We start from the raw sequence: 16,134 nt of genomic DNA on the forward strand, positions 1-16,134 counted from the left end.
GGGCACGGCATCATTAAAATCTTTGTATGACCGACATATTGATGATGCCGTGCCCCTACTGCAAAATGAACAGGAGTATTGGTAGGGGCACGGCATCATTAAAATCTTTGTATGACCGACATATTGATGATGCCGTGCCCCTACTGCAAAATGAACAGGAGTGAACATTAGCATAATAATTCCGAAAGACCCGAAAATAGGCAAATCCCCAGTCCCCATCACATGAAATTCAAGGGATCTACGTCAATTGTCAAGCTGACACCGGGGGGACAGAGCGATCGCACCGCGCTCCAATCTGGCAAAGAAGGCAGTGTTTCGCTGCTAAATTTGAGCAAAATCTGCCATCGATAGCGATTCGCTACCCGCAAGATACTGGCAGGTGCTGGCCCCAGGATCTCGTAACTTGTGGGATTGTCATCGGATGGACGCAACTCAGCTGCCACCAACTCAGTAGTTTCCTCAACTTCAGCAGCATCCAAACTACTCAAGCGCAACAGAATTAATCGTCCGTAAGGAGGATAATTCTGTTGCGATCGTTGTTGCAACTCTGCCTGGATAAAAGATTCATAGTCGTGACTGCGAGCTGCTTTAATTACGAAGTGTTCGGGAGTATAAGTTTGCATAATCACCCGACCTGGGTCATCGCCGCGACCAGCACGACCTGCCACTTGTGTCAAAGTTTGGAAAGCTCTCTCCGATGCTCGATAATCCGCGAAATGCAGCAATCCGTCAGCCGCCACGACACCCACCAATGTCACTTGAGGTAAATCCAACCCTTTGGTAAGCATTTGGGTTCCTACCAATAAGTCAGCTTCTCCATTCGCAAATCGCGTCAGCAGAGTTCGATGCGACCCTTTGGTGCGGGTGGTATCGCTATCAAACCGGATGACGCGCAACTGGGGAAATAGCTTTTTCAATTCCTCTTCGACTCGCTGGGTGCCGCTGCCGAAAAATTTCAGGTAAGGAGAATTGCATTCAGGACAGAAACGCGGGTGTGAACTAATAAAATTGCAGTAATGACACCGCAGCAGTTCTGGCGCTCTTTCTTCAGTATGGTGATAAGCCAGAGAGACATCGCAGTTAGGACACTCAATTACATATCCACAACTGCGACAAGACACAAATGTACTGTGTCCGCGCCGATGGATAAAGAGAATTCCTTGTTTACCTTCATCTTGTAATTGTTGTAAGGCATCTTGGAGCGATCGGCTAAAAATCGATCGATTTCCTTCCCTCAACTCCAAGCGCATATCCACCACTTCCACTGGCGGCAAAGGTCGCGATTTAATTCGCTCCGGTAATGAAAGGTAATATTGGGGACTGGTGATTGGTGATTGGGGATTGGTCATTTCTCCCCCACTCCCCCGCTCCCCCACTCCCCCACTCCTGACGCTCAACCAACTTTCCAGAGAGGGAGTAGCAGAACCTAAAATTAAGGGACAGTTTATCAATTCTGCACGCCACTGGGCGACGGTACGGGCGTGGTAAGTTGGTGCTGGGGAATCTTGCTTGAAGCTGGAGTCGTGTTCTTCATCCAAGATAATTAGACCCAGGTGAGGTAAGGGGGAGAATACGGCAGAGCGTGTACCGATTACTATTTGCGGTTCGCCGGTAAGCATTTGACGCCAGGTGTCGTAGCGCTCTCCTTCTGATAAGGCGCTGTGATAAACGCAAACTTTGTTACCAAACCGAGCGCGAAATCGATCGGTTAGCTGGGGTGTGAGGCCGATTTCCGGTACTAATACGAGGGCGGACTGTCCGCGTTCTAGGATGGGTGCGATCGCTTGCAAATACACCTCTGTCTTCCCAGAACCCGTGATTCCGTGCAGCAGCACTTGAGCAAATCCTTCTAAACTGGTGATGACATCTAAAGCTGCTGCTTGCCACTGCGTAAGAGCTTTGGGTCGATCATCCGCTACCGCCGGTTCGGATAATTTCCGCAATACTTCCCGCTCTTGAATAACGATATAGCCTTTCTGCTCCAGAGTCTTGAGTGTAGAGCTACTGGTGTTGCAGATTTGCACCAATTCGTTTAGCCATAACTCACCTCCCCGGCGCTGCAATACCGTCAAAATCTCCTGTTGACGGGGGGTGAGGTCTAATCCCATCTCGGAACAAACCATCGTCACCGCTTGTCTTAATTTTGGTTGGGCGTGTCTGGGTGTTTCCAAGTAACTTTCCACCCAACCGCGTCTCAGTAATTCCCGCAGTCCCCGCGTAGATACCCTGATTTGCCGATTGATGTACTGCGCGGTATAGTCTCCTGTTTTTGAAGCTTGGAGGAGTTCCAGAATCTGACGAGCAGTTGGACTGAGGAAAGCATTTGCGCCTGGGGGAATAGCTTCTGGCACTAGGCGAATGCGACGAGACGATCGCGAAAGCAAACCGGGCGGCAGTGCCATCCGAATCACCTGCATCAGAGCTGTGTAATAATACTGAGAAAGTCGATTCAGTAAATTCCAGTAGGCAGGTGGGAAAAAACCTTGAGTGACGACATCTTCAATATCCCGTATTTTTTCGGATGGTAAATCTGCCGGGGGCCGATCGAGCAGACGAATAGCGATCGCTCCTACCTGCTGGGCTCCAAACGGCACACTCAAAATGTCCCCAGGACTTACTTGCAAATCCGGCGGCAACCTATAAGTATACAGTTTCTGACTCGGAGCGTTTTCCCGGTCTTGAGCCTCTGACTGCGTACCCGGAGAATCTACCAGCACCTCAATCCACCTGTTTTGAGGCGAGTTTGTCTCATAGGAAGCCCCAGGCTCGGCTAATACCAGATCTGACAAAATCCAACTGGGAGTAGACATACGGCAAAATATCCAGCTTTAAAAAGTCCTGGAGTCAAAAACCCCTTTTTGTGATTCCTGACTGTGAAAAACGAAATTCTCTTTACATCAATAAATTATGAAGAAAAGTGAGCATAACACAATCAGGAACTTAGGAACTAAGGAAATCAGTCATCTTACTTTCTTCCCGCAAGAAGATTACCTATTATGTATATTTTCCCCTGCTACTCTGCTCAAGAGATACTCTAGCCCTCGGTGATAGGTATTCTTTGGGTGAGAAGCGAGTAAGCGAGTAGGGGTCGATTTGTGGTTGACTCGTTTATTTTAGCTGGCTATGGCAAACAAATCTTTCTATTGGGGGGGCGTCTTGAGAACAAATCAACCGACAGGAGTAATAAGTCACTGCGACACTTAAGAATTGTTACACGAACTTCCATCTTAAGCATCAGATCTGTTTTACACCTGTTGATAGAGAGTAATTTTTTTTAGTATATGAGATGCTATGATTACAATCCAAAAAATTGGCAAAACTTTAAGGATACCGGCTCTGTGAATAATGCTATAGAAGATCGACCGCTGGCTCAGTACTTTTTCTACCGTGTTTCTATGGAGAGACACAGAAGGCCAAAAAAAGAAGAAAGCATTCTTTGTAGCGCTGGGATGAGGTTTAAGCTGGGGAATTTTATCCCGCTCGACCCTTAAAGCTGAGATCGTCTTAGGGTTTTTGTAGCAGGGGAAACAACGAAAAAATTAACTTGCGGTAGCCTAAGAAGATGTTCTTCCAAGCCTGAGATGAAACGGCTGCAAGGATAGGTATAACGGCAATTAGCAAAGTGGCAATATTAAGGTAGTAAGATCGGTAAATATACTCATTGTTTTAAAAAAGTTCCGTATAGCTTGAAGCCAAATCACGGGGCAATTTAAGCAAATGCGATCGACGTGTATAAGCAAAACAGGGGTTTTCACACTGTGTCTTTATCAAAACACGAACAAGATTTAGCTATGAATATTTCTGAGTTGGATATCAAGGAAATCTTGCCATTATCGCTCGACTCCGATTATATGGCTGATGCGAATCCAGAACTGGAGGAAGATGTTTTAGCTAACGATGAGGCGCACGCTACATTGTTAGAAGATGAACAAGTTGAGGAGTTGGCGGAAACTCGCTTAACAGGATATCGCAAAATGAACTCAGATGATGCAGTGGGAGCCTTCTTTAAAGAGATGGCCCGTTACCCGCTGCTAAAACCGAAGGAAGAGATAGAGTTAGCGCGTCGCGTCCAATTTTGGATCAAAATAGAGGAACTGCAAAAACGCTTGAAAGCCGAATGGGGAAGGCAACCCACAACGGTAGAATTAGCTGCCGCAGTTGGATTGACGGAACGCCAGCTGGAAAATCGCCTCTATCAAGGTAGAGTGGCGAAACGCAAGATGATTCGCTCTAACCTACGATTGGTGGTTTCGATCGCCAAACGATATTTGAATAGGGGGGTGCAATTCCTCGATTTGATTCAAGAAGGCGCGATGGGATTGAATCGCGCTACCGAAAAGTTCGATCCAGACAAAGGCTATAAGTTTTCTACTTATGCCTATTGGTGGATACGCCAAGCTATTACAAGGGCGATCGCGAACGATGCGCGGACAGTGCGATTGCCGATTCATATTGTCGAAAAATTAAATAAACTCAAAAAAGTCCAGCGGGATCTCAAGCAAAAGCTGCACCGCAATCCCACAGAAGTGGAAATAGCAGAGGCTTTAGAAATTTCACCGGAACACCTGCGCCAGTTGCAGCAGTTGCGGAGGCGATCGCTTTCCCTCAACCATCGGGTAGGTAGAGAAGAAGACACAGAACTTGTAGATCTCTTGGAAGATAATGATAGTCAATCTCCCGAAGAACAAATGAGCGACGCGATGATGCGTCAGGAAATTTCAGATGTATTGGGTGATGTACTCACCCCAAGAGAAAAAGATGTCATCTCTCTAAGGTATGGTTTGACAACGAGCGAACCCTGCACCTTAGAAGAAGTGGGCAGCTTGTATAATTTATCACGCGAGCGGGTGCGTCAAATCCAAAGCAAAGCGATGCGGAAACTACGCCGTCCCCAAATTGCCCAGAAGTTGAAAAGTTGGTTGAAGTAGGAATTTTGGATTTTGGATTTTGGATTCAAAAGTAATCTAAAATCTAAGGCTATTAGTCATTCGCCGGGACAGTGGAACCCCACCCCCAACCCCTCCCCGCAACAGGGAGGGGAGAAATACTCCCCCCCTCTCTCCTCTGGAGGAGAGGGGGGTGAGGGGGGTGAGGTTTGTCCCGGCGAATGACTGGTAGCCAAATCTAAAATCTAAAATCTAAAATTGAACGATGTCTTCTGAATTGATTGTACGATCGGCGACGCCAGCAGATGTTAAGAACCTGTTTCATTTGATTAAAGCGCTGGCTGAATATGAAAAGCTATCCCACGCCGTCACTGGCGATGTGGCTTCTTTGGAGTCTCATCTGTTTGGTTCCCATCCTTATGCGGAAGCGATTTTGGCAGAGTTAGCTGGGGAAACGGTTGGATTTGCGCTATTTTTTCCCAATTATTCGACTTTTTTGACTAAACCCGGTATTTATTTGGAAGATTTATTTGTTTTACCGGAATATCGGGGTAAAGGTATTGGTCAGGCGTTGCTGACGCATCTGGCTAAGTTGGCTGTGGATAGGGATTGTGGGCGTTTGGAGTGGAGTGTGCTGGATTGGAATGAAACTGCGATCGCATTTTATCGTCGCATGGGTGCTACTGTTTTACCAGACTGGCGGATTTGTCGCGTTACTGGCGAACAGCTTACAAATTTGGCATCTGGCGTAAAATCTTGATCTAAGAACATTTCAGTTGATGACACATTATGAATATTTGGGTGAACGAACAAATCGATCCATCAGGTCTAATCTATTCTTGTATTGCTACTTGCAATGAAGATCAAGCAAAAGATTGCCATGAATCTTTTGAAAGTAATTTGACTGATGTTCAGAAATCGGCTGGTTGGGTTGCGCGTTTAAGAAAGGTTACTTCTTGGGATGAAGTACCTGTGAATTCACTGAAGTTGGATTGATGATAATAGCCTCACCCTCTCATGGTGGGGCTACAGGCACACAGTGCGATCGCACTCTTGCTTTTGACGGGGTTGTCACCCCGTCAGCGAGAAGACTCCCCACGTCCGCTCCAATGCGTTGTTAGCTTGTTTGTACTATACTTTATATTCACAGAACTTGATGAATGCTCTCAACGATCTGCTCAATAAAGTCAACTGCATCGCCAACAAGCACCTCGTCAATATACCATCGATTTCCGATGTTAAAAGTTGGATCTATATCAGCTTCATGAGCAATCTTATTTCTGCGATCAACTATCGAATTGAGTTGTTGCTTAATATCTTTTGCTGGTCTGCTTATCTTATTAGCCACCTCATCCCACAACTTTTTGTCAGAAATATATCTGATTGCATCAGCAATTTTGTCTGCTTGCTGGAAACTCTGATATCCCAGACGTTCCCTAATCTCGTCCTCCAACCAAGAGGCATTATTCAGCCTATTCACAACGCTATTTGATATTGCAGGGATTAAGGCTGCAACCGTATAGGATTGTTGGAGAAAAGCATAACCGTGAGTTTGTTCAATTTCAGTTTCAAGCCATGAGGCAATATCAATCGCCGCTAATCGCTCCTGACGAGCACCACCCAACGACACTTGAAAACGTGAGAATGCTGACTGAGTAGTATTTGCTGAAGGCGTTGGTTCCGAACGTTGTCCTCTATGAATTTCTAACATTCCTAATGTCACAACCTCATGCACGTAATAATCCAACGCGCTCACTGCAAGAACTAGCGCGGCTCGTAGCATATCTGACACATCTAGCGCACCAGTAGCTTGAGCTTTAACGGAATTATGAAGGGCAATTAGGTCTCGGACGCGACCAATGCTAATACGAAATTGGTCAAGCGCTGACTGCATATACGGAGCTTTCTGAACTTAATGCAATGATTTTATCTGCCAAGTCTGAAAAAGTTTTTCTAAACTCTTCCTGCTTCTTCTGGTTTTGCTTCAAGACAATCCCTGTTTGTCCCAATTGCTGAGGCGTTAAGGCATAAACTGGTGTTCGATGTTCTTGAGACAGAGCAATCAGACTGTTAAAGTTTGAAATCTTGGCAAGGGAGAGGCTGTCTTTAAGTCCCTGATCCCGGTAAGCCTGGTCTGGCAGCATCATATTGCTTTGGCGTAGGGTTGGAATCAATTTGTTAGCAACAGTTTGCTCAATCTTCTCAATCCAGGTTTGGAAAGCAGCAGTTTCTTTGCCTCGAATGATTCGATAGTTCTGAACAATTGTCCCTAAAAAACGTAGAGTAATGTCAGGAAACGGATAATTTGCTTCTTTCAGGATTTGGAGCGAGCTTGCCGACTTTGCCCAGGCATACCATCTTGGCAAGACCTTAGCCAAAGAGTCGATTGCCATCACGGAGAAAAAGTCAGCAGTAGTAGGCACTAAAAAAAAGTCACTTATCATCAGCAGATTCTGATTAATTGAACCTAAGCTTGGACTCATATCAATCAGCATATAATCTGCATTAAACTTAGTCGCTGTCTTTTCAAGCAAATCATTGATAGAACCTGGTAAATTCTTCAGAGTTTGAATTGAGCCACTTAATTCTTGAGCAATACCTAGTGTCACTTCATACTCAGCCAAACCAACATGACCAGGTAGAAGGAATAAATCATTCCTACCTTGTATTGGGACACAATCCACAGCTTCAATTGCTCTGGGTTGTGACTCAAAAGCGGGAGCCAGTCCTGTCTTTATATTTGAGGTTGTATTGTAGATTTCTTGAATTCTCGCCTCATCATCCTCCGTTTCTTCTCCCAAAGCCATGCCTGTGAGGTTACATTGTGGATCGGTATCCACAAGAATCACTCTTTTTCCTTTGGAAGCAAGCATCCAGCCGAGGTTAAACGTGGTTGTGGTCTTACTGACCCCGCCCTTATGGTTGAATAAGGCAATTTTCTGAACCATTGCATCAAGCCTTTTTGTAAATGTCGCGATCGCTGGCTATCCAAAACAGGACTCATAAGGCGAAGAATTATTTCGCCTTTTACCATAAGTTTAACATCGATGCCGCGATCGCTCTTCGCGTCATTGACGTTAGTTTGCTTTACAGACCCTCATAACCCCGCCGCCGACATCAAAGAAGCAACTGGTCAAAAAAACACCACTGCCCCAAATCCACAGAAGGGACGCCCCGCACTCTCACGGAACTCAAAATCTACTGGCAATTCCTAGAGTGGGATAAACACCCCGTCCTCATTTTCTACGAAAACGCGATCGCCTTGAGCTTGTCGTAGGCTTTTCGGATTACTTGGGGTCGAATTCCTGCACAAAAGCCGTTGTGTCTACTGCCCACGCGATCGCATATCTCAATGCTAGAGCCTGCGCTTTCGGCAGTGCAATCTCCTTGTCGCAGAAAGCCTGTCTGCTGATGTTGGCTTCTTCAACTCGATCGGGATCTGCGATCGCCTACAGTACGCTATGCTAACGCGATACTGCTGAAGCAATGCTACGCGATCGAACTAAACGCACGATTTTAGAAAGGTGAAGCTACCCTCAAACCCAAAATTTGAGGTAAAATATTGACAAACCCTAAGCGTAACGAAAAATGACTCTAGCCAACTATCAACTTTCCCTAAACTTTGAGCAAGTGTTAGCCTTGGTCAAACAATTGCCATATCCAGAAAAATTGCAATTAAGCCAAGAACTTGAAAAAGAAGTATTAAACAGTAAATTAACAGCCCTTTTAGAGTCATTCAAAACTGATGAACTCTCCTTAGAAACCATTGCTGAAGAAGTGGAAGCAGTCAGAAGCGAAATTTATGCCAGAAAACCAGCCCATTAAAGTAATTATAGACACGAATCTTTGGATTAGCTTCTTGATTGGCAAAGAATTAGTTAATCTCAGCAAGAAATCCGGTTTCTGATAAAGCGTGCAAGTTATCAGTTACAACGCACTATTTTAGAAACTTGACAATCTCAACTCTCCTTAAATTTAGGATAGATTTCAAACGCTAATTGTGACCCATAAAAACAAACATCAAACTCAGTAAAAAAATTAGTTCTTCCTAAAAGAATCGGAATATTATTCACATTAGTCCAAGCAAAAGCTAACTGAACTGGCTCAAAGTCCCCTACTGTTGCCAAAACTAATAACCCCTTTGCTTCAGCACTTGCTAAATTACCCGCTAAAGTAACAGAAAATCTTTGCTCTTCCCAAATTGCTCCTAATTGTAACCCAATATTATACGGCAAAACATTAATACTAGCTCCTGTATCCAGTAAACCCATAACATCAACAGAACGATTTTGATAAGTTAGTGTTAAAGGCAAATACGGAACATTAGCTAAAACACCAAACTCATCTCGTTTAGGTTGAAAAGGATATCGCCTAGCATTAAACATTTTGAGTTTGCTTCTGTTCTATTTCTAGTAACTTCATTAGTTGTTCTGCTGCCAGATGAGATGTATGCACTGCACCAATAATTTCGGCGGCTTCATTACCGATGATAATTCCTTCGTCTTTCGCCAATTCAGCCGTTAAAAACTGGAGCAATTGAAATTTATCAGCACGAGATAACTGCCGAAGTTGTGTTAATAATTCAGGATTTGACATACAACAACCTTGAATTTATTTTTGTATCTTAGCACTACCCCAAGGATTTCACCAAACCCTCTAACTCCTCTGCATCGATCGCGTAGCGTCTCGTAGGGAATCGCAGGAAATTCGATAACCCCAATAACCCCGCCAACCATATTTACCTACAACTAATCAAAAAATACCACTGCCCCAAATCCACAGAAGGATATTTTAAGTACATTTCACCTACGGTACGCTATCCTAACGCGATACTACTGACGCAACGCTACGCGATCGTTCAGCACTGCCATCTCAGCACAGGATAAGTTTTCTGTCAACTCTTCTGGTTTCGGTTTTAGAAGGTTGGGGGCTTTCGTCCGTCCCCTGCATTGGGGTTGTTATACTGCTGACTGCTCGCCACCGCCTTCTATGTAACGACGCAAGACCGAGTTGATTAAAGCTTTATATTCTCCGCCTTGAGCTTGGAACCACTTCAAAACATCTGGATCGATCTGAACTAGGCGCTGTGCTTGAGACGCGGGAATTCTTAAAGTAGCCTTCTCAAAAAACTCTTCCGTCAACGGTGGAATGTCAGAGTAATCAATCCCTTCATCTTCCATCGCCTCCAGTGCTGTCCAATTAGTACGAGAGGTATTGCTCAAGTCTTTGGCGCTCATATCGATTTGCCCTTCGTGCTGAAATGATCCGAATCACGTTATTCTGCCGTTCTGTCCAAACAACAACCGCTATGCCGTTACCGAGGAAACCGATACCGAAGCAACGGTCTTCGCCGTAATCAAAACGATCGTCTAGCTCAATTAGCATTGGACTATCAAACATCTCAGAGACATCTGCTTTCATCAATCTCATGTTTGCGAATATTTTCTAGATTCTTCGCTTCATCCCACTCAAACTGCATGAAAATCTGGAAATGCTAATTAGGCTGCCTCTATTATCGTGCATTCTGCCCAGGCTTTAGCGTAGCTGACGAACGGCATTCGCATATCTCAATGCTACAGCCTGATCTCCTTGTTGCAGAAAGCCTGTCTGCTGATGTTTGCCTCGGATACTCGATCGGGATCTGCGATCGCTTACGGTACGCTATCCTAACGCGATACTGCTGAAGCAGCGCTACGCGATCGCATCTCAACTTCAGACTGTAACAAATCCTGGCGATCGCGATCGATGCTTTTAATCAAACTCAACTAAGTCGTAAATTTCACTGAGGGCAATTTGCAAATTTACTGAAGACAGCGACAAAACTGCATCAACGGATTGAGACTCAGTTAACAGCCAGCCATCAGGAGTTTTGCGGTACTGGATCACATGAATTTTATATTGATCGATGAGGATATATTCTTGTAATTCAGGAATTGACCTATAGGCATCAAATTTTTCTCCTTTATCATAATCCTGAGTTGATTTTGATAAGCTTTCTGCAATTACGCTCGGATTGGTGACAGTGGTATTGCTATCATCAGTAAAAATCGGACTACCTGCAATTAACATGACATCGGGATAGGTATAGCGGCGGTTGCGCGGTATCCACAGCCGCATATCGTTGATAAATACTCGATATGATTGCCCTTTCAAAGCTAACCGCAACTGCATCGCTAAGTTCAATGAAATTTGATTATGATTGGCAGTTCCACCTGTCATTGGTACTATTTCTCCATCAAGGTATTCGCTTTTAATTTCGGCTACTTCCTCTAAGGCTAAATATTCTTCTGGAGTATAGTAACTGGTTTTGGTTTGTATTAGCATATTTAGCTCTCCATTGTGGATAATATGTAAATATTATCATACTCTAATTTAAACGACTCCAAAATATCACTGTTTATGCGTAAGGGTTCAAAATCATAGATGATTGATTCTAGCTTCCCGATCGCGCCAACTTCACCGCACACCCAAATCTATGATAAAATGATGTTATTGCTTTACAGCCAACGCGATCGATTACGAACCATGATTACCACCGTCGAGCGCCGCTATAGTTTGGAAGAATATCGCGCGATCGAAGCAAAAGCAGAAGGACGCAGCGAATATCGTGATGGAGAAATTGTACCTATGCCCGGAGGATCGCTCAACCACAGCCGCATCGGTCGGAATATGTTGACCTATTTTACCTATCTACTCCGAGAGACTGCATTCGAGCCAATTAACAGCGATTTGCGATTGTGGATTCCCGATTATCGACGGGGAGTATATCCTGATGTGATGGTTTTTGAAGGTGAACCGCAATTAAATGGCGATCGCACTGATGAAGTCTTGAATCCCATTCTAATTGTAGAAGTGCTATCTCCTTCAACAGCAGACTACGATCGCGAAAGTAAGTTTCGGATGTATCGATCGATTCCCAGTTTTCGGGAATATTTATTAGTTGAGCAAGATGAACCTTTTGTAGAACGCTATAGTAAGCAAGAACAAGGTTGGTTGCTCAGTGATTTTAATGACTTGGGCCGATCGATTCCGTTGCAGTCAGTTGGGATTGAATTAGCGATCGCAGAAATTTATCGTGGTGTTGTATTTGGGTAGGCGATCGATTGAATTATAATTGAATTAGGACAACTCAATCTTATTAGTGATACTTCACCCAAGAATTATCACCCAAATGTATGCCCTCAAACTAACCAATTTTCTAAGCTTAGGGCTGGTACGCGCCCAAATTCACGCACATTTGCTGTAACAAGCGTCAGGTTAAGGGCTAAGGCATGGGCAGCAATCAGTAAGTCATTAGGGCTGATGGGTGTTCCTGCTTGCTCTAGGTGTCTACGAATTGCCGCATAGTGCCGATCCACAGGAGAATCGAGAGACAAAATAGGCAACACTTCAAAGATGCGTTCTAGCTGCTGAATAAGACGGAGAGAGCCGCTTTTAGCTGCACCAAATCGCAGTTCGCACACCACAATTATACTGGTACAAATGCAGTTTTAACCTACGGCTTCGATATGCTGAAACACCAAACCTTGAGGGTGTCTTACCAAATCTGAAATGATGTTGGTATCGAGCAAATATTTATAGGTCATTGGGCAGGATTAAAGCGTAATATCATCAAGTGGCAGTAGCCCTTCATCCACATTCGGAAAGTTCTCTGGAATATCTTCCAAAGTAGCGAGCAGTGACAAGAGAGAACCAGAAGAAATCGGTTCGATGATTAATCGATTTCCTTCTTTGCGTAACAAAACTTCTGTGCTGGATAGAGTAAATTCCTGGGGAATGGTTAGGACTTGCGCTTGCCCATCCCGTAAGAGGTAAACGTGACGTAAGTTTGGCATGAAGCAATTTCCTTGAAGTCCTAATTATTTTACCAAACTTTACCACGATCGGGACTAAAAAGAGCGGGAGTAGGTTGGGCAATGCTCACCTTATTTTAAATTATGATAAAATCTTGTTATGGGTAGGCGATCGGTTGAATTATAATTGAATTAGGAAAACTCAATTTCCTCCAACAAAAACTAATGAGCGTCGTAATCCCTAATGACATCCTCCAAGCAACCAAGATGACTGAGGATGAGTTAAAGCTAGAAATTGCCATCATGCTGTACAAGCAAGAGAAAATCAGTAGTGGCAAAGTCCGCGCCTGGACTAAGTTGACAGTAATTGAGTTTCAACATGAATTAGCAAAACGGGAGCTTTGCATCAATTATGATGTAGAGGATTTTCAATCGGATGTGAAAACATTACAATCAATGGGTTTGCTGTGATAGGCTGCGGGGGAATAGCTGATGCCATTCCCCCGCCAAACTGGTACATCTGAAATATAGCAGACATGGCGATCGCAAACCTGATTATCGAGCTATTTCACGACATTACTGACTGTCTTCTAATAAACTCTCAAGCATGGGAGTCAAGATTTTGACAATAGGATTATTTGTAAGCTCCATTAGGGCTGCTACACCACCTGTTTTCAAGGCTTTAACGATCTTGGCTTTCGTATCAGGTTTTTTCTCGATTTCTTCCATAGCCTTTGCAGCAATATTTGCTTTCTCAACGATCGTTGTCGTTGGGTAAGTTTGGGATAAATGAGCTAAAAGCTGCTGAATTTCGGCAGATGCTTCAGCCAAATTTTGTTTTTCCTCATTTGTGAGTTTGTTAATACTATTAACAGAAATACTGCCCCCAACATAACCAGTTGAAATAACGCTGCCTACAACATCACGTGCATTAGTTGACTTTTCCGTCATTTGTTTTTTCCTGTAATACAAGACCTGTAAATATCTCGATTCTCTGACAAAGTTAGATGTTGTTAACTACATCACCTGTAACTTGTCCAGAAATAACAGTAGACCCATAGTTTTTCTCAATGCTGATGGATTTGTCTTCAATTCGATCGATCTTAAGAGTATCAAAATTGAACTCGATAGCCTTCGGTTCATCAGAATTCATAATGTTGTATAAGGTTAAAACGATAGTCAGGACGAAATCTTTACTTTTGCTAGCAAGAATTACTTCTTCACCTGAGTTCATCCTAATTCTTAACCCGTACTGCTCCACTGTCCGACTTTTTTGCAAATTCTTATGCTCCCAAAAGAAACAACCCACAATAATCAGTATCAAAATACCAAGACCATAGTAGAACAGCAAAATAAGTCCGAGTGCGAGTAAGAACCAATACCACTCTGGCACAGATTGATTAATCGCGTATGTCTCTGTAAGGTCAGCCAATGCAACAGTGGATATATTTCGTATTTGGTATAGTGTATTATCAAATACTACCGTGTTGTTAACTATTTTCAACAGGGGTGTCGTGATTGGCTTAACCTTATTGTCTGAATCGCTGCTCCCTTGAGGTAGAACTTGAGGTAGAAGTAGAAGTTGATGCAGTTGTGATTGTAACGACTGACCAGCTTTCATTTGAACACTCCCACAACTTGAGAGCCTATCTCAGCAAAGGCTTCCAGAATCGGATTGCCTCCGTCTGTGCTTCTCCCCTCAGACTCCCCGGAATTACTACCATCAGCATCATCGGAGCTTAACACTCTAGCAAACTGAGAGCCTATCTCAGCAAAGCCTGCAAGAAACCAGTTTCCTTCACTCACGGCTATCTCCTCCGGGGAAGTTGCTCTCCATAAATTTCCTACTCACGATACTAGACTGTTTGCCCGAAGTCTGAAAAGCGGAAAAAGACGGATCTTGCTAACTCTACGGTAAAAGTCGGATTTAGACGGATAAAGTCGGGTAGAATAACCACAGTTCTCTCACATCCATGCAAATGGACATTCGCGAGGTATTGCAATTTGTAGACAATGCTTTATATGACAAAACAGGAAAACATCTCAATGACTTGCAGCGTGCAATTATCGAGGGGATGCTAAAGCGACAGAAGTATTCTGAAATTGCAGATAATTATCGTCTTACAGAAGGTCACGTTAAAGATGTGGGTTACGAACTTTTGCAAATGTTATCTGATGCCTTTGGTGAAGCCGTTGATAAAGGTAATCTTAAATCTGTCTTAGAACGGCAAGGAAATTTAAATATTTGGGGTAATACTTTTGGTAATAGCAATATAATTGGCTATATAAATCTTTGCTCCGATAAACCCACTGCTACTCCAGATGAAAGTCAGGATAAGACTTCTGGCTTTGAGCAAGCCAAGTATCAAGCCAAGATTGAAATGGTTGCTAAGTTACAACAGATTGGCTTGAGTAATGAGCAAATTGCAGATACTCTAGGGCTAGCGTTGGAGAAAGTTAAGCAGGTGAACTCGGAAGGATAAGTCTGCACTTTACAATGCCTTGTGAGCTTCTGCATAAATCCGCAATGCCGCAGCCATTTTCTTTCCATAATCTTCACCCTGAGTTTGGAACCAAGCCAATGTGTCAGGATCTACTTGCACAAGAACATTCAATGACGTGACAGGTTTCCACCACCGTGACTTACTGAAAACCGCCTCAGTTAATGGAGGAATATCAGATATATCAATATCCTCCTCCGTAAGTGAATCAACTTTCTCCCAGTTCGTTCTTGAGGTATTGTTCATAGAATTTTCGTTCAGAAGGCAGTGCTTTGCGAAGTGAAATAATTCGGACTGTTTCCTCGTTTGGTTCTGTGAAAACTACAACCACAACACGCCCATCAAGCATTCCAATCCCTACTCTGCTATTTGCGATTTTTCCAATATCCAGGCTTCCGACTGCAATGGATAACAGCCAGAATAAGAATGTAATCCTGCTCAATTGTATAGAGAATTCCGTAGGGAAACTTGCGCGTCAAACATCGTCGAACCTCTTCATCAATTATGCTCCAACGAGTAGGAGATTCTCTGATTCGGTAGATTGCATCTTCAACTGCATCAATAAATGCTTGGGCGACCTCAGCACGCTGTTCAGCATAGTACTGAACAGCCGCAGCATACTCAGTTAGTGCTTCAGGATGAAATACATACTTCATTGTTCAAGCAGTTGTCTAACTTGAGCTAAAGCTTCTTCTCCAGGAATAGGTTGAACATCTCCATCGCGAATTTCATCACGTCGCTTCTTCGCCTCTGTCACCCAAACTGTTTGAATTTCTGGATCGGTATCGAATTCCAAACTTTCCACTATCTTCTCTGCCAAAAATGCTCTCGAAGCACTAGGTAAAGACAGGATTTCCTCTGTTAGTTGCTCAATTGACAACATAGTTCTCTGCTGCGTGTTAAAACCTGCTCACAGTATAACAATAATTTGGACTGGCAAACGCCTTGGGTTAG

The 16,134-nt window shown here is 43.8% G+C and carries 25 protein-coding genes and 1 pseudogene; 10 read left to right on the forward strand and 16 right to left on the reverse strand.

Annotation, left to right across the window (positions count from 1 at the left end; all coding sequences use genetic code 11):
* Positions 1 to 218: 218 nt before the first annotated feature.
* Complete coding sequence (priA, locus tag LAY41_RS06825) at positions 219 to 2,810, reverse strand: primosomal protein N' (RefSeq protein WP_249095620.1); 2,592 nt, start codon at positions 2,808 to 2,810, stop codon at positions 219 to 221.
* A gap of 948 nt (positions 2,811 to 3,758) precedes the next feature.
* Between priA and LAY41_RS06830 the strand changes: the two genes are divergently transcribed.
* From LAY41_RS06830 to LAY41_RS06840, 3 genes are all read left to right on the forward strand, one after another.
* A complete protein-coding gene (locus tag LAY41_RS06830) occupies positions 3,759 to 4,928 on the forward strand; it encodes an RNA polymerase sigma factor, RpoD/SigA family (RefSeq protein ID WP_476726976.1) in 1,170 nt (389 codons plus the stop codon).
* Between the two features lie 223 nt (positions 4,929 to 5,151).
* Positions 5,152 to 5,646 carry a GNAT family N-acetyltransferase gene (locus tag LAY41_RS06835; protein ID WP_249095625.1) on the forward strand — a complete coding sequence of 165 codons (495 nt, stop codon included), beginning with the start codon at positions 5,152 to 5,154 and terminating at the stop codon, positions 5,644 to 5,646.
* A gap of 29 nt (positions 5,647 to 5,675) precedes the next feature.
* A complete protein-coding gene (locus LAY41_RS06840) occupies positions 5,676 to 5,882 on the forward strand; it encodes a glycogen debranching protein (RefSeq protein ID WP_249095627.1) in 207 nt (68 codons plus the stop codon).
* Positions 5,883 to 6,030: 148 nt separating this feature from the next.
* Here LAY41_RS06840 and LAY41_RS06845 read toward each other — a convergent pair whose 3' ends face one another.
* Together LAY41_RS06845 and LAY41_RS06850 are read right to left on the reverse strand one after the other, a co-directional pair.
* The gene (locus LAY41_RS06845) at positions 6,031 to 6,780 is read right to left on the reverse strand and encodes a HEPN domain-containing protein (RefSeq protein ID WP_249095629.1); all 750 of its coding nucleotides are present in this window, start codon (positions 6,778 to 6,780) and stop codon (positions 6,031 to 6,033) included.
* Positions 6,764 to 7,834: a ParA family protein gene (locus LAY41_RS06850; protein WP_249095631.1), complete on the reverse strand. Its 1,071-nt coding sequence runs from the start codon at positions 7,832 to 7,834 to the stop codon at positions 6,764 to 6,766. The genes LAY41_RS06845 and LAY41_RS06850 overlap by 17 nt, the downstream gene beginning before the upstream one ends.
* A 203-nt stretch (positions 7,835 to 8,037) precedes the next feature.
* On the opposite strand from LAY41_RS06850, the pseudogene LAY41_RS32755 reads away from it, so the two are divergent.
* The 3 genes and pseudogenes from LAY41_RS32755 to vap15 all read left to right on the forward strand — a co-directional run.
* Positions 8,038 to 8,163 (forward strand): annotated as a pseudogene (locus LAY41_RS32755) (NACHT C-terminal alpha/beta 1 domain-containing protein); the annotation flags it as partial.
* Between the two features lie 44 nt (positions 8,164 to 8,207).
* Positions 8,208 to 8,354, forward strand: a complete 147-nt coding sequence (locus LAY41_RS06855; RefSeq protein ID WP_249095634.1) for a hypothetical protein — start codon at positions 8,208 to 8,210, stop codon at positions 8,352 to 8,354.
* A gap of 120 nt (positions 8,355 to 8,474) precedes the next feature.
* Positions 8,475 to 8,711, forward strand: a complete 237-nt coding sequence (gene vap15, locus LAY41_RS06860) for a type II toxin-antitoxin system VapB15 family antitoxin (RefSeq protein ID WP_249095635.1) — start codon at positions 8,475 to 8,477, stop codon at positions 8,709 to 8,711.
* Positions 8,712 to 8,845: 134 nt separating this feature from the next.
* Here vap15 and LAY41_RS06865 read toward each other — a convergent pair whose 3' ends face one another.
* From LAY41_RS06865 to LAY41_RS06880, 4 genes are all read right to left on the reverse strand, one after another.
* Positions 8,846 to 9,271, reverse strand: a complete 426-nt coding sequence (locus LAY41_RS06865; RefSeq protein WP_249095637.1) for a pepsin/retropepsin-like aspartic protease family protein — start codon at positions 9,269 to 9,271, stop codon at positions 8,846 to 8,848.
* Positions 9,264 to 9,482 (reverse strand): hypothetical protein, encoded by a 219-nt coding sequence (locus LAY41_RS06870; protein ID WP_249095639.1) that lies wholly within the window; start codon positions 9,480 to 9,482, stop codon positions 9,264 to 9,266. Before LAY41_RS06870 ends, LAY41_RS06865 begins: the two co-directional genes overlap by 8 nt.
* Before the next feature lie 362 nt (positions 9,483 to 9,844).
* Complete coding sequence (locus LAY41_RS06875; RefSeq protein ID WP_249095640.1) at positions 9,845 to 10,123, reverse strand: BrnA antitoxin family protein; 279 nt, start codon at positions 10,121 to 10,123, stop codon at positions 9,845 to 9,847.
* Positions 10,086 to 10,307, reverse strand: a complete 222-nt coding sequence (locus tag LAY41_RS06880) for a BrnT family toxin (protein ID WP_249095642.1) — start codon at positions 10,305 to 10,307, stop codon at positions 10,086 to 10,088. The genes LAY41_RS06875 and LAY41_RS06880 overlap by 38 nt, the downstream gene beginning before the upstream one ends.
* Before the next feature lie 196 nt (positions 10,308 to 10,503).
* On the opposite strand from LAY41_RS06880, the gene LAY41_RS06885 reads away from it, so the two are divergent.
* Complete coding sequence (locus LAY41_RS06885) at positions 10,504 to 10,641, forward strand: hypothetical protein (protein ID WP_249095645.1); 138 nt, start codon at positions 10,504 to 10,506, stop codon at positions 10,639 to 10,641.
* On the opposite strand, the gene LAY41_RS06890 is transcribed toward LAY41_RS06885, so the two are convergent.
* Positions 10,638 to 11,210, reverse strand: a complete 573-nt coding sequence (locus LAY41_RS06890) for a Uma2 family endonuclease (RefSeq protein ID WP_249095647.1) — start codon at positions 11,208 to 11,210, stop codon at positions 10,638 to 10,640. The two genes, LAY41_RS06885 and LAY41_RS06890, sit on opposite strands and share 4 nt — an antisense overlap.
* A 99-nt stretch (positions 11,211 to 11,309) precedes the next feature.
* Here LAY41_RS06890 and LAY41_RS06895 point away from each other — a divergent pair, with 99 nt between their 5' ends.
* The gene (locus LAY41_RS06895; RefSeq protein ID WP_249095648.1) at positions 11,310 to 11,981 is read left to right on the forward strand and encodes a Uma2 family endonuclease; all 672 of its coding nucleotides are present in this window, start codon (positions 11,310 to 11,312) and stop codon (positions 11,979 to 11,981) included.
* Positions 11,982 to 12,067: 86 nt separating this feature from the next.
* On the opposite strand, the gene LAY41_RS06900 is transcribed toward LAY41_RS06895, so the two are convergent.
* Together LAY41_RS06900 and LAY41_RS06905 are read right to left on the reverse strand one after the other, a co-directional pair.
* Positions 12,068 to 12,370 (reverse strand): PIN domain-containing protein, encoded by a 303-nt coding sequence (locus LAY41_RS06900; RefSeq protein ID WP_338022952.1) that lies wholly within the window; start codon positions 12,368 to 12,370, stop codon positions 12,068 to 12,070.
* A gap of 111 nt (positions 12,371 to 12,481) precedes the next feature.
* Complete coding sequence (locus LAY41_RS06905) at positions 12,482 to 12,721, reverse strand: antitoxin (RefSeq protein WP_249095652.1); 240 nt, start codon at positions 12,719 to 12,721, stop codon at positions 12,482 to 12,484.
* A gap of 183 nt (positions 12,722 to 12,904) precedes the next feature.
* Here LAY41_RS06905 and LAY41_RS06910 point away from each other — a divergent pair, with 183 nt between their 5' ends.
* Positions 12,905 to 13,150, forward strand: coding sequence for a UPF0175 family protein (locus tag LAY41_RS06910; protein WP_249095654.1), 246 nt, complete (start codon positions 12,905 to 12,907; stop codon positions 13,148 to 13,150).
* A gap of 105 nt (positions 13,151 to 13,255) precedes the next feature.
* On the opposite strand, the gene LAY41_RS06915 is transcribed toward LAY41_RS06910, so the two are convergent.
* The 3 genes from LAY41_RS06915 to LAY41_RS06925 are packed head-to-tail and all read right to left on the reverse strand — an operon-like array spanning position 13,256 to position 14,485.
* Positions 13,256 to 13,630, reverse strand: coding sequence for a hypothetical protein (locus tag LAY41_RS06915; RefSeq protein WP_249095656.1), 375 nt, complete (start codon positions 13,628 to 13,630; stop codon positions 13,256 to 13,258).
* A gap of 52 nt (positions 13,631 to 13,682) precedes the next feature.
* Positions 13,683 to 14,300 (reverse strand): DUF6232 family protein, encoded by a 618-nt coding sequence (locus tag LAY41_RS06920; protein ID WP_249095658.1) that lies wholly within the window; start codon positions 14,298 to 14,300, stop codon positions 13,683 to 13,685.
* Positions 14,297 to 14,485: a hypothetical protein gene (locus LAY41_RS06925; RefSeq protein WP_249095661.1), complete on the reverse strand. Its 189-nt coding sequence runs from the start codon at positions 14,483 to 14,485 to the stop codon at positions 14,297 to 14,299. Before LAY41_RS06925 ends, LAY41_RS06920 begins: the two co-directional genes overlap by 4 nt.
* Before the next feature lie 173 nt (positions 14,486 to 14,658).
* Between LAY41_RS06925 and LAY41_RS06930 the strand changes: the two genes are divergently transcribed.
* Positions 14,659 to 15,162, forward strand: a complete 504-nt coding sequence (locus LAY41_RS06930) for a helix-turn-helix domain-containing protein (protein WP_249095663.1) — start codon at positions 14,659 to 14,661, stop codon at positions 15,160 to 15,162.
* 9 nt (positions 15,163 to 15,171) lie between these two features.
* Here LAY41_RS06930 and LAY41_RS06935 read toward each other — a convergent pair whose 3' ends face one another.
* From LAY41_RS06935 to LAY41_RS06945, 3 genes are all read right to left on the reverse strand, one after another.
* On the reverse strand, positions 15,172 to 15,426 hold the full coding sequence (locus LAY41_RS06935; protein WP_249095665.1) for a BrnA antitoxin family protein: 255 nt from the start codon (positions 15,424 to 15,426) through the stop codon (positions 15,172 to 15,174).
* A 119-nt stretch (positions 15,427 to 15,545) separates the two neighbouring features.
* Positions 15,546 to 15,836 (reverse strand): type II toxin-antitoxin system RelE/ParE family toxin, encoded by a 291-nt coding sequence (locus LAY41_RS06940; protein ID WP_249095666.1) that lies wholly within the window; start codon positions 15,834 to 15,836, stop codon positions 15,546 to 15,548.
* Entirely contained in the window at positions 15,833 to 16,063 is a 231-nt protein-coding gene (locus tag LAY41_RS06945) for an addiction module protein (RefSeq protein ID WP_249095668.1), read from the reverse strand. Before LAY41_RS06945 ends, LAY41_RS06940 begins: the two co-directional genes overlap by 4 nt.
* Between the last annotated feature and the right edge of the window lie 71 nt (positions 16,064 to 16,134).

Source organism: Argonema galeatum A003/A1 (genome assembly GCF_023333595.1).
GTDB lineage: Bacteria > Cyanobacteriota > Cyanobacteriia > Cyanobacteriales > Aerosakkonemataceae > Argonema > Argonema galeatum.

Excerpts from the sequence above, each read along its gene's own strand:
- LAY41_RS06865 (WP_249095637.1), bottom strand. The coding sequence starts at position 9,271 with ATGTTTAATGCTAGGCGATATCCTTTTCAACCTAAACGAGATGAGTTT.
- LAY41_RS06890 (WP_249095647.1), bottom strand. The coding sequence starts at position 11,210 with ATGCTAATACAAACCAAAACCAGTTACTATACTCCAGAAGAATATTTA.
- LAY41_RS06915 (WP_249095656.1), bottom strand. The coding sequence starts at position 13,630 with ATGACGGAAAAGTCAACTAATGCACGTGATGTTGTAGGCAGCGTTATT.
- LAY41_RS06895 (WP_249095648.1), top strand. The coding sequence starts at position 11,310 with ATGATTGATTCTAGCTTCCCGATCGCGCCAACTTCACCGCACACCCAA.
- LAY41_RS06905 (WP_249095652.1), bottom strand. The coding sequence starts at position 12,721 with ATGCCAAACTTACGTCACGTTTACCTCTTACGGGATGGGCAAGCGCAA.
- LAY41_RS06930 (WP_249095663.1), top strand. The coding sequence starts at position 14,659 with ATGGACATTCGCGAGGTATTGCAATTTGTAGACAATGCTTTATATGAC.
- LAY41_RS06850 (WP_249095631.1), bottom strand. The coding sequence starts at position 7,834 with ATGGTTCAGAAAATTGCCTTATTCAACCATAAGGGCGGGGTCAGTAAG.
- LAY41_RS06875 (WP_249095640.1), bottom strand. The coding sequence starts at position 10,123 with ATGAGCGCCAAAGACTTGAGCAATACCTCTCGTACTAATTGGACAGCA.
- LAY41_RS06840 (WP_249095627.1), top strand. The coding sequence starts at position 5,676 with ATGAATATTTGGGTGAACGAACAAATCGATCCATCAGGTCTAATCTAT.
- LAY41_RS06935 (WP_249095665.1), bottom strand. The coding sequence starts at position 15,426 with ATGAACAATACCTCAAGAACGAACTGGGAGAAAGTTGATTCACTTACG.
- LAY41_RS06940 (WP_249095666.1), bottom strand. The coding sequence starts at position 15,836 with ATGAAGTATGTATTTCATCCTGAAGCACTAACTGAGTATGCTGCGGCT.
- LAY41_RS06845 (WP_249095629.1), bottom strand. The coding sequence starts at position 6,780 with ATGCAGTCAGCGCTTGACCAATTTCGTATTAGCATTGGTCGCGTCCGA.
- LAY41_RS06880 (WP_249095642.1), bottom strand. The coding sequence starts at position 10,307 with ATGAAAGCAGATGTCTCTGAGATGTTTGATAGTCCAATGCTAATTGAG.
- LAY41_RS06870 (WP_249095639.1), bottom strand. The coding sequence starts at position 9,482 with ATGTCAAATCCTGAATTATTAACACAACTTCGGCAGTTATCTCGTGCT.
- LAY41_RS06945 (WP_249095668.1), bottom strand. The coding sequence starts at position 16,063 with ATGTTGTCAATTGAGCAACTAACAGAGGAAATCCTGTCTTTACCTAGT.
- priA (WP_249095620.1), bottom strand. The coding sequence starts at position 2,810 with ATGTCTACTCCCAGTTGGATTTTGTCAGATCTGGTATTAGCCGAGCCT.
- vap15 (WP_249095635.1), top strand. The coding sequence starts at position 8,475 with ATGACTCTAGCCAACTATCAACTTTCCCTAAACTTTGAGCAAGTGTTA.
- LAY41_RS06910 (WP_249095654.1), top strand. The coding sequence starts at position 12,905 with ATGAGCGTCGTAATCCCTAATGACATCCTCCAAGCAACCAAGATGACT.
- LAY41_RS06920 (WP_249095658.1), bottom strand. The coding sequence starts at position 14,300 with ATGAAAGCTGGTCAGTCGTTACAATCACAACTGCATCAACTTCTACTT.
- LAY41_RS06835 (WP_249095625.1), top strand. The coding sequence starts at position 5,152 with ATGTCTTCTGAATTGATTGTACGATCGGCGACGCCAGCAGATGTTAAG.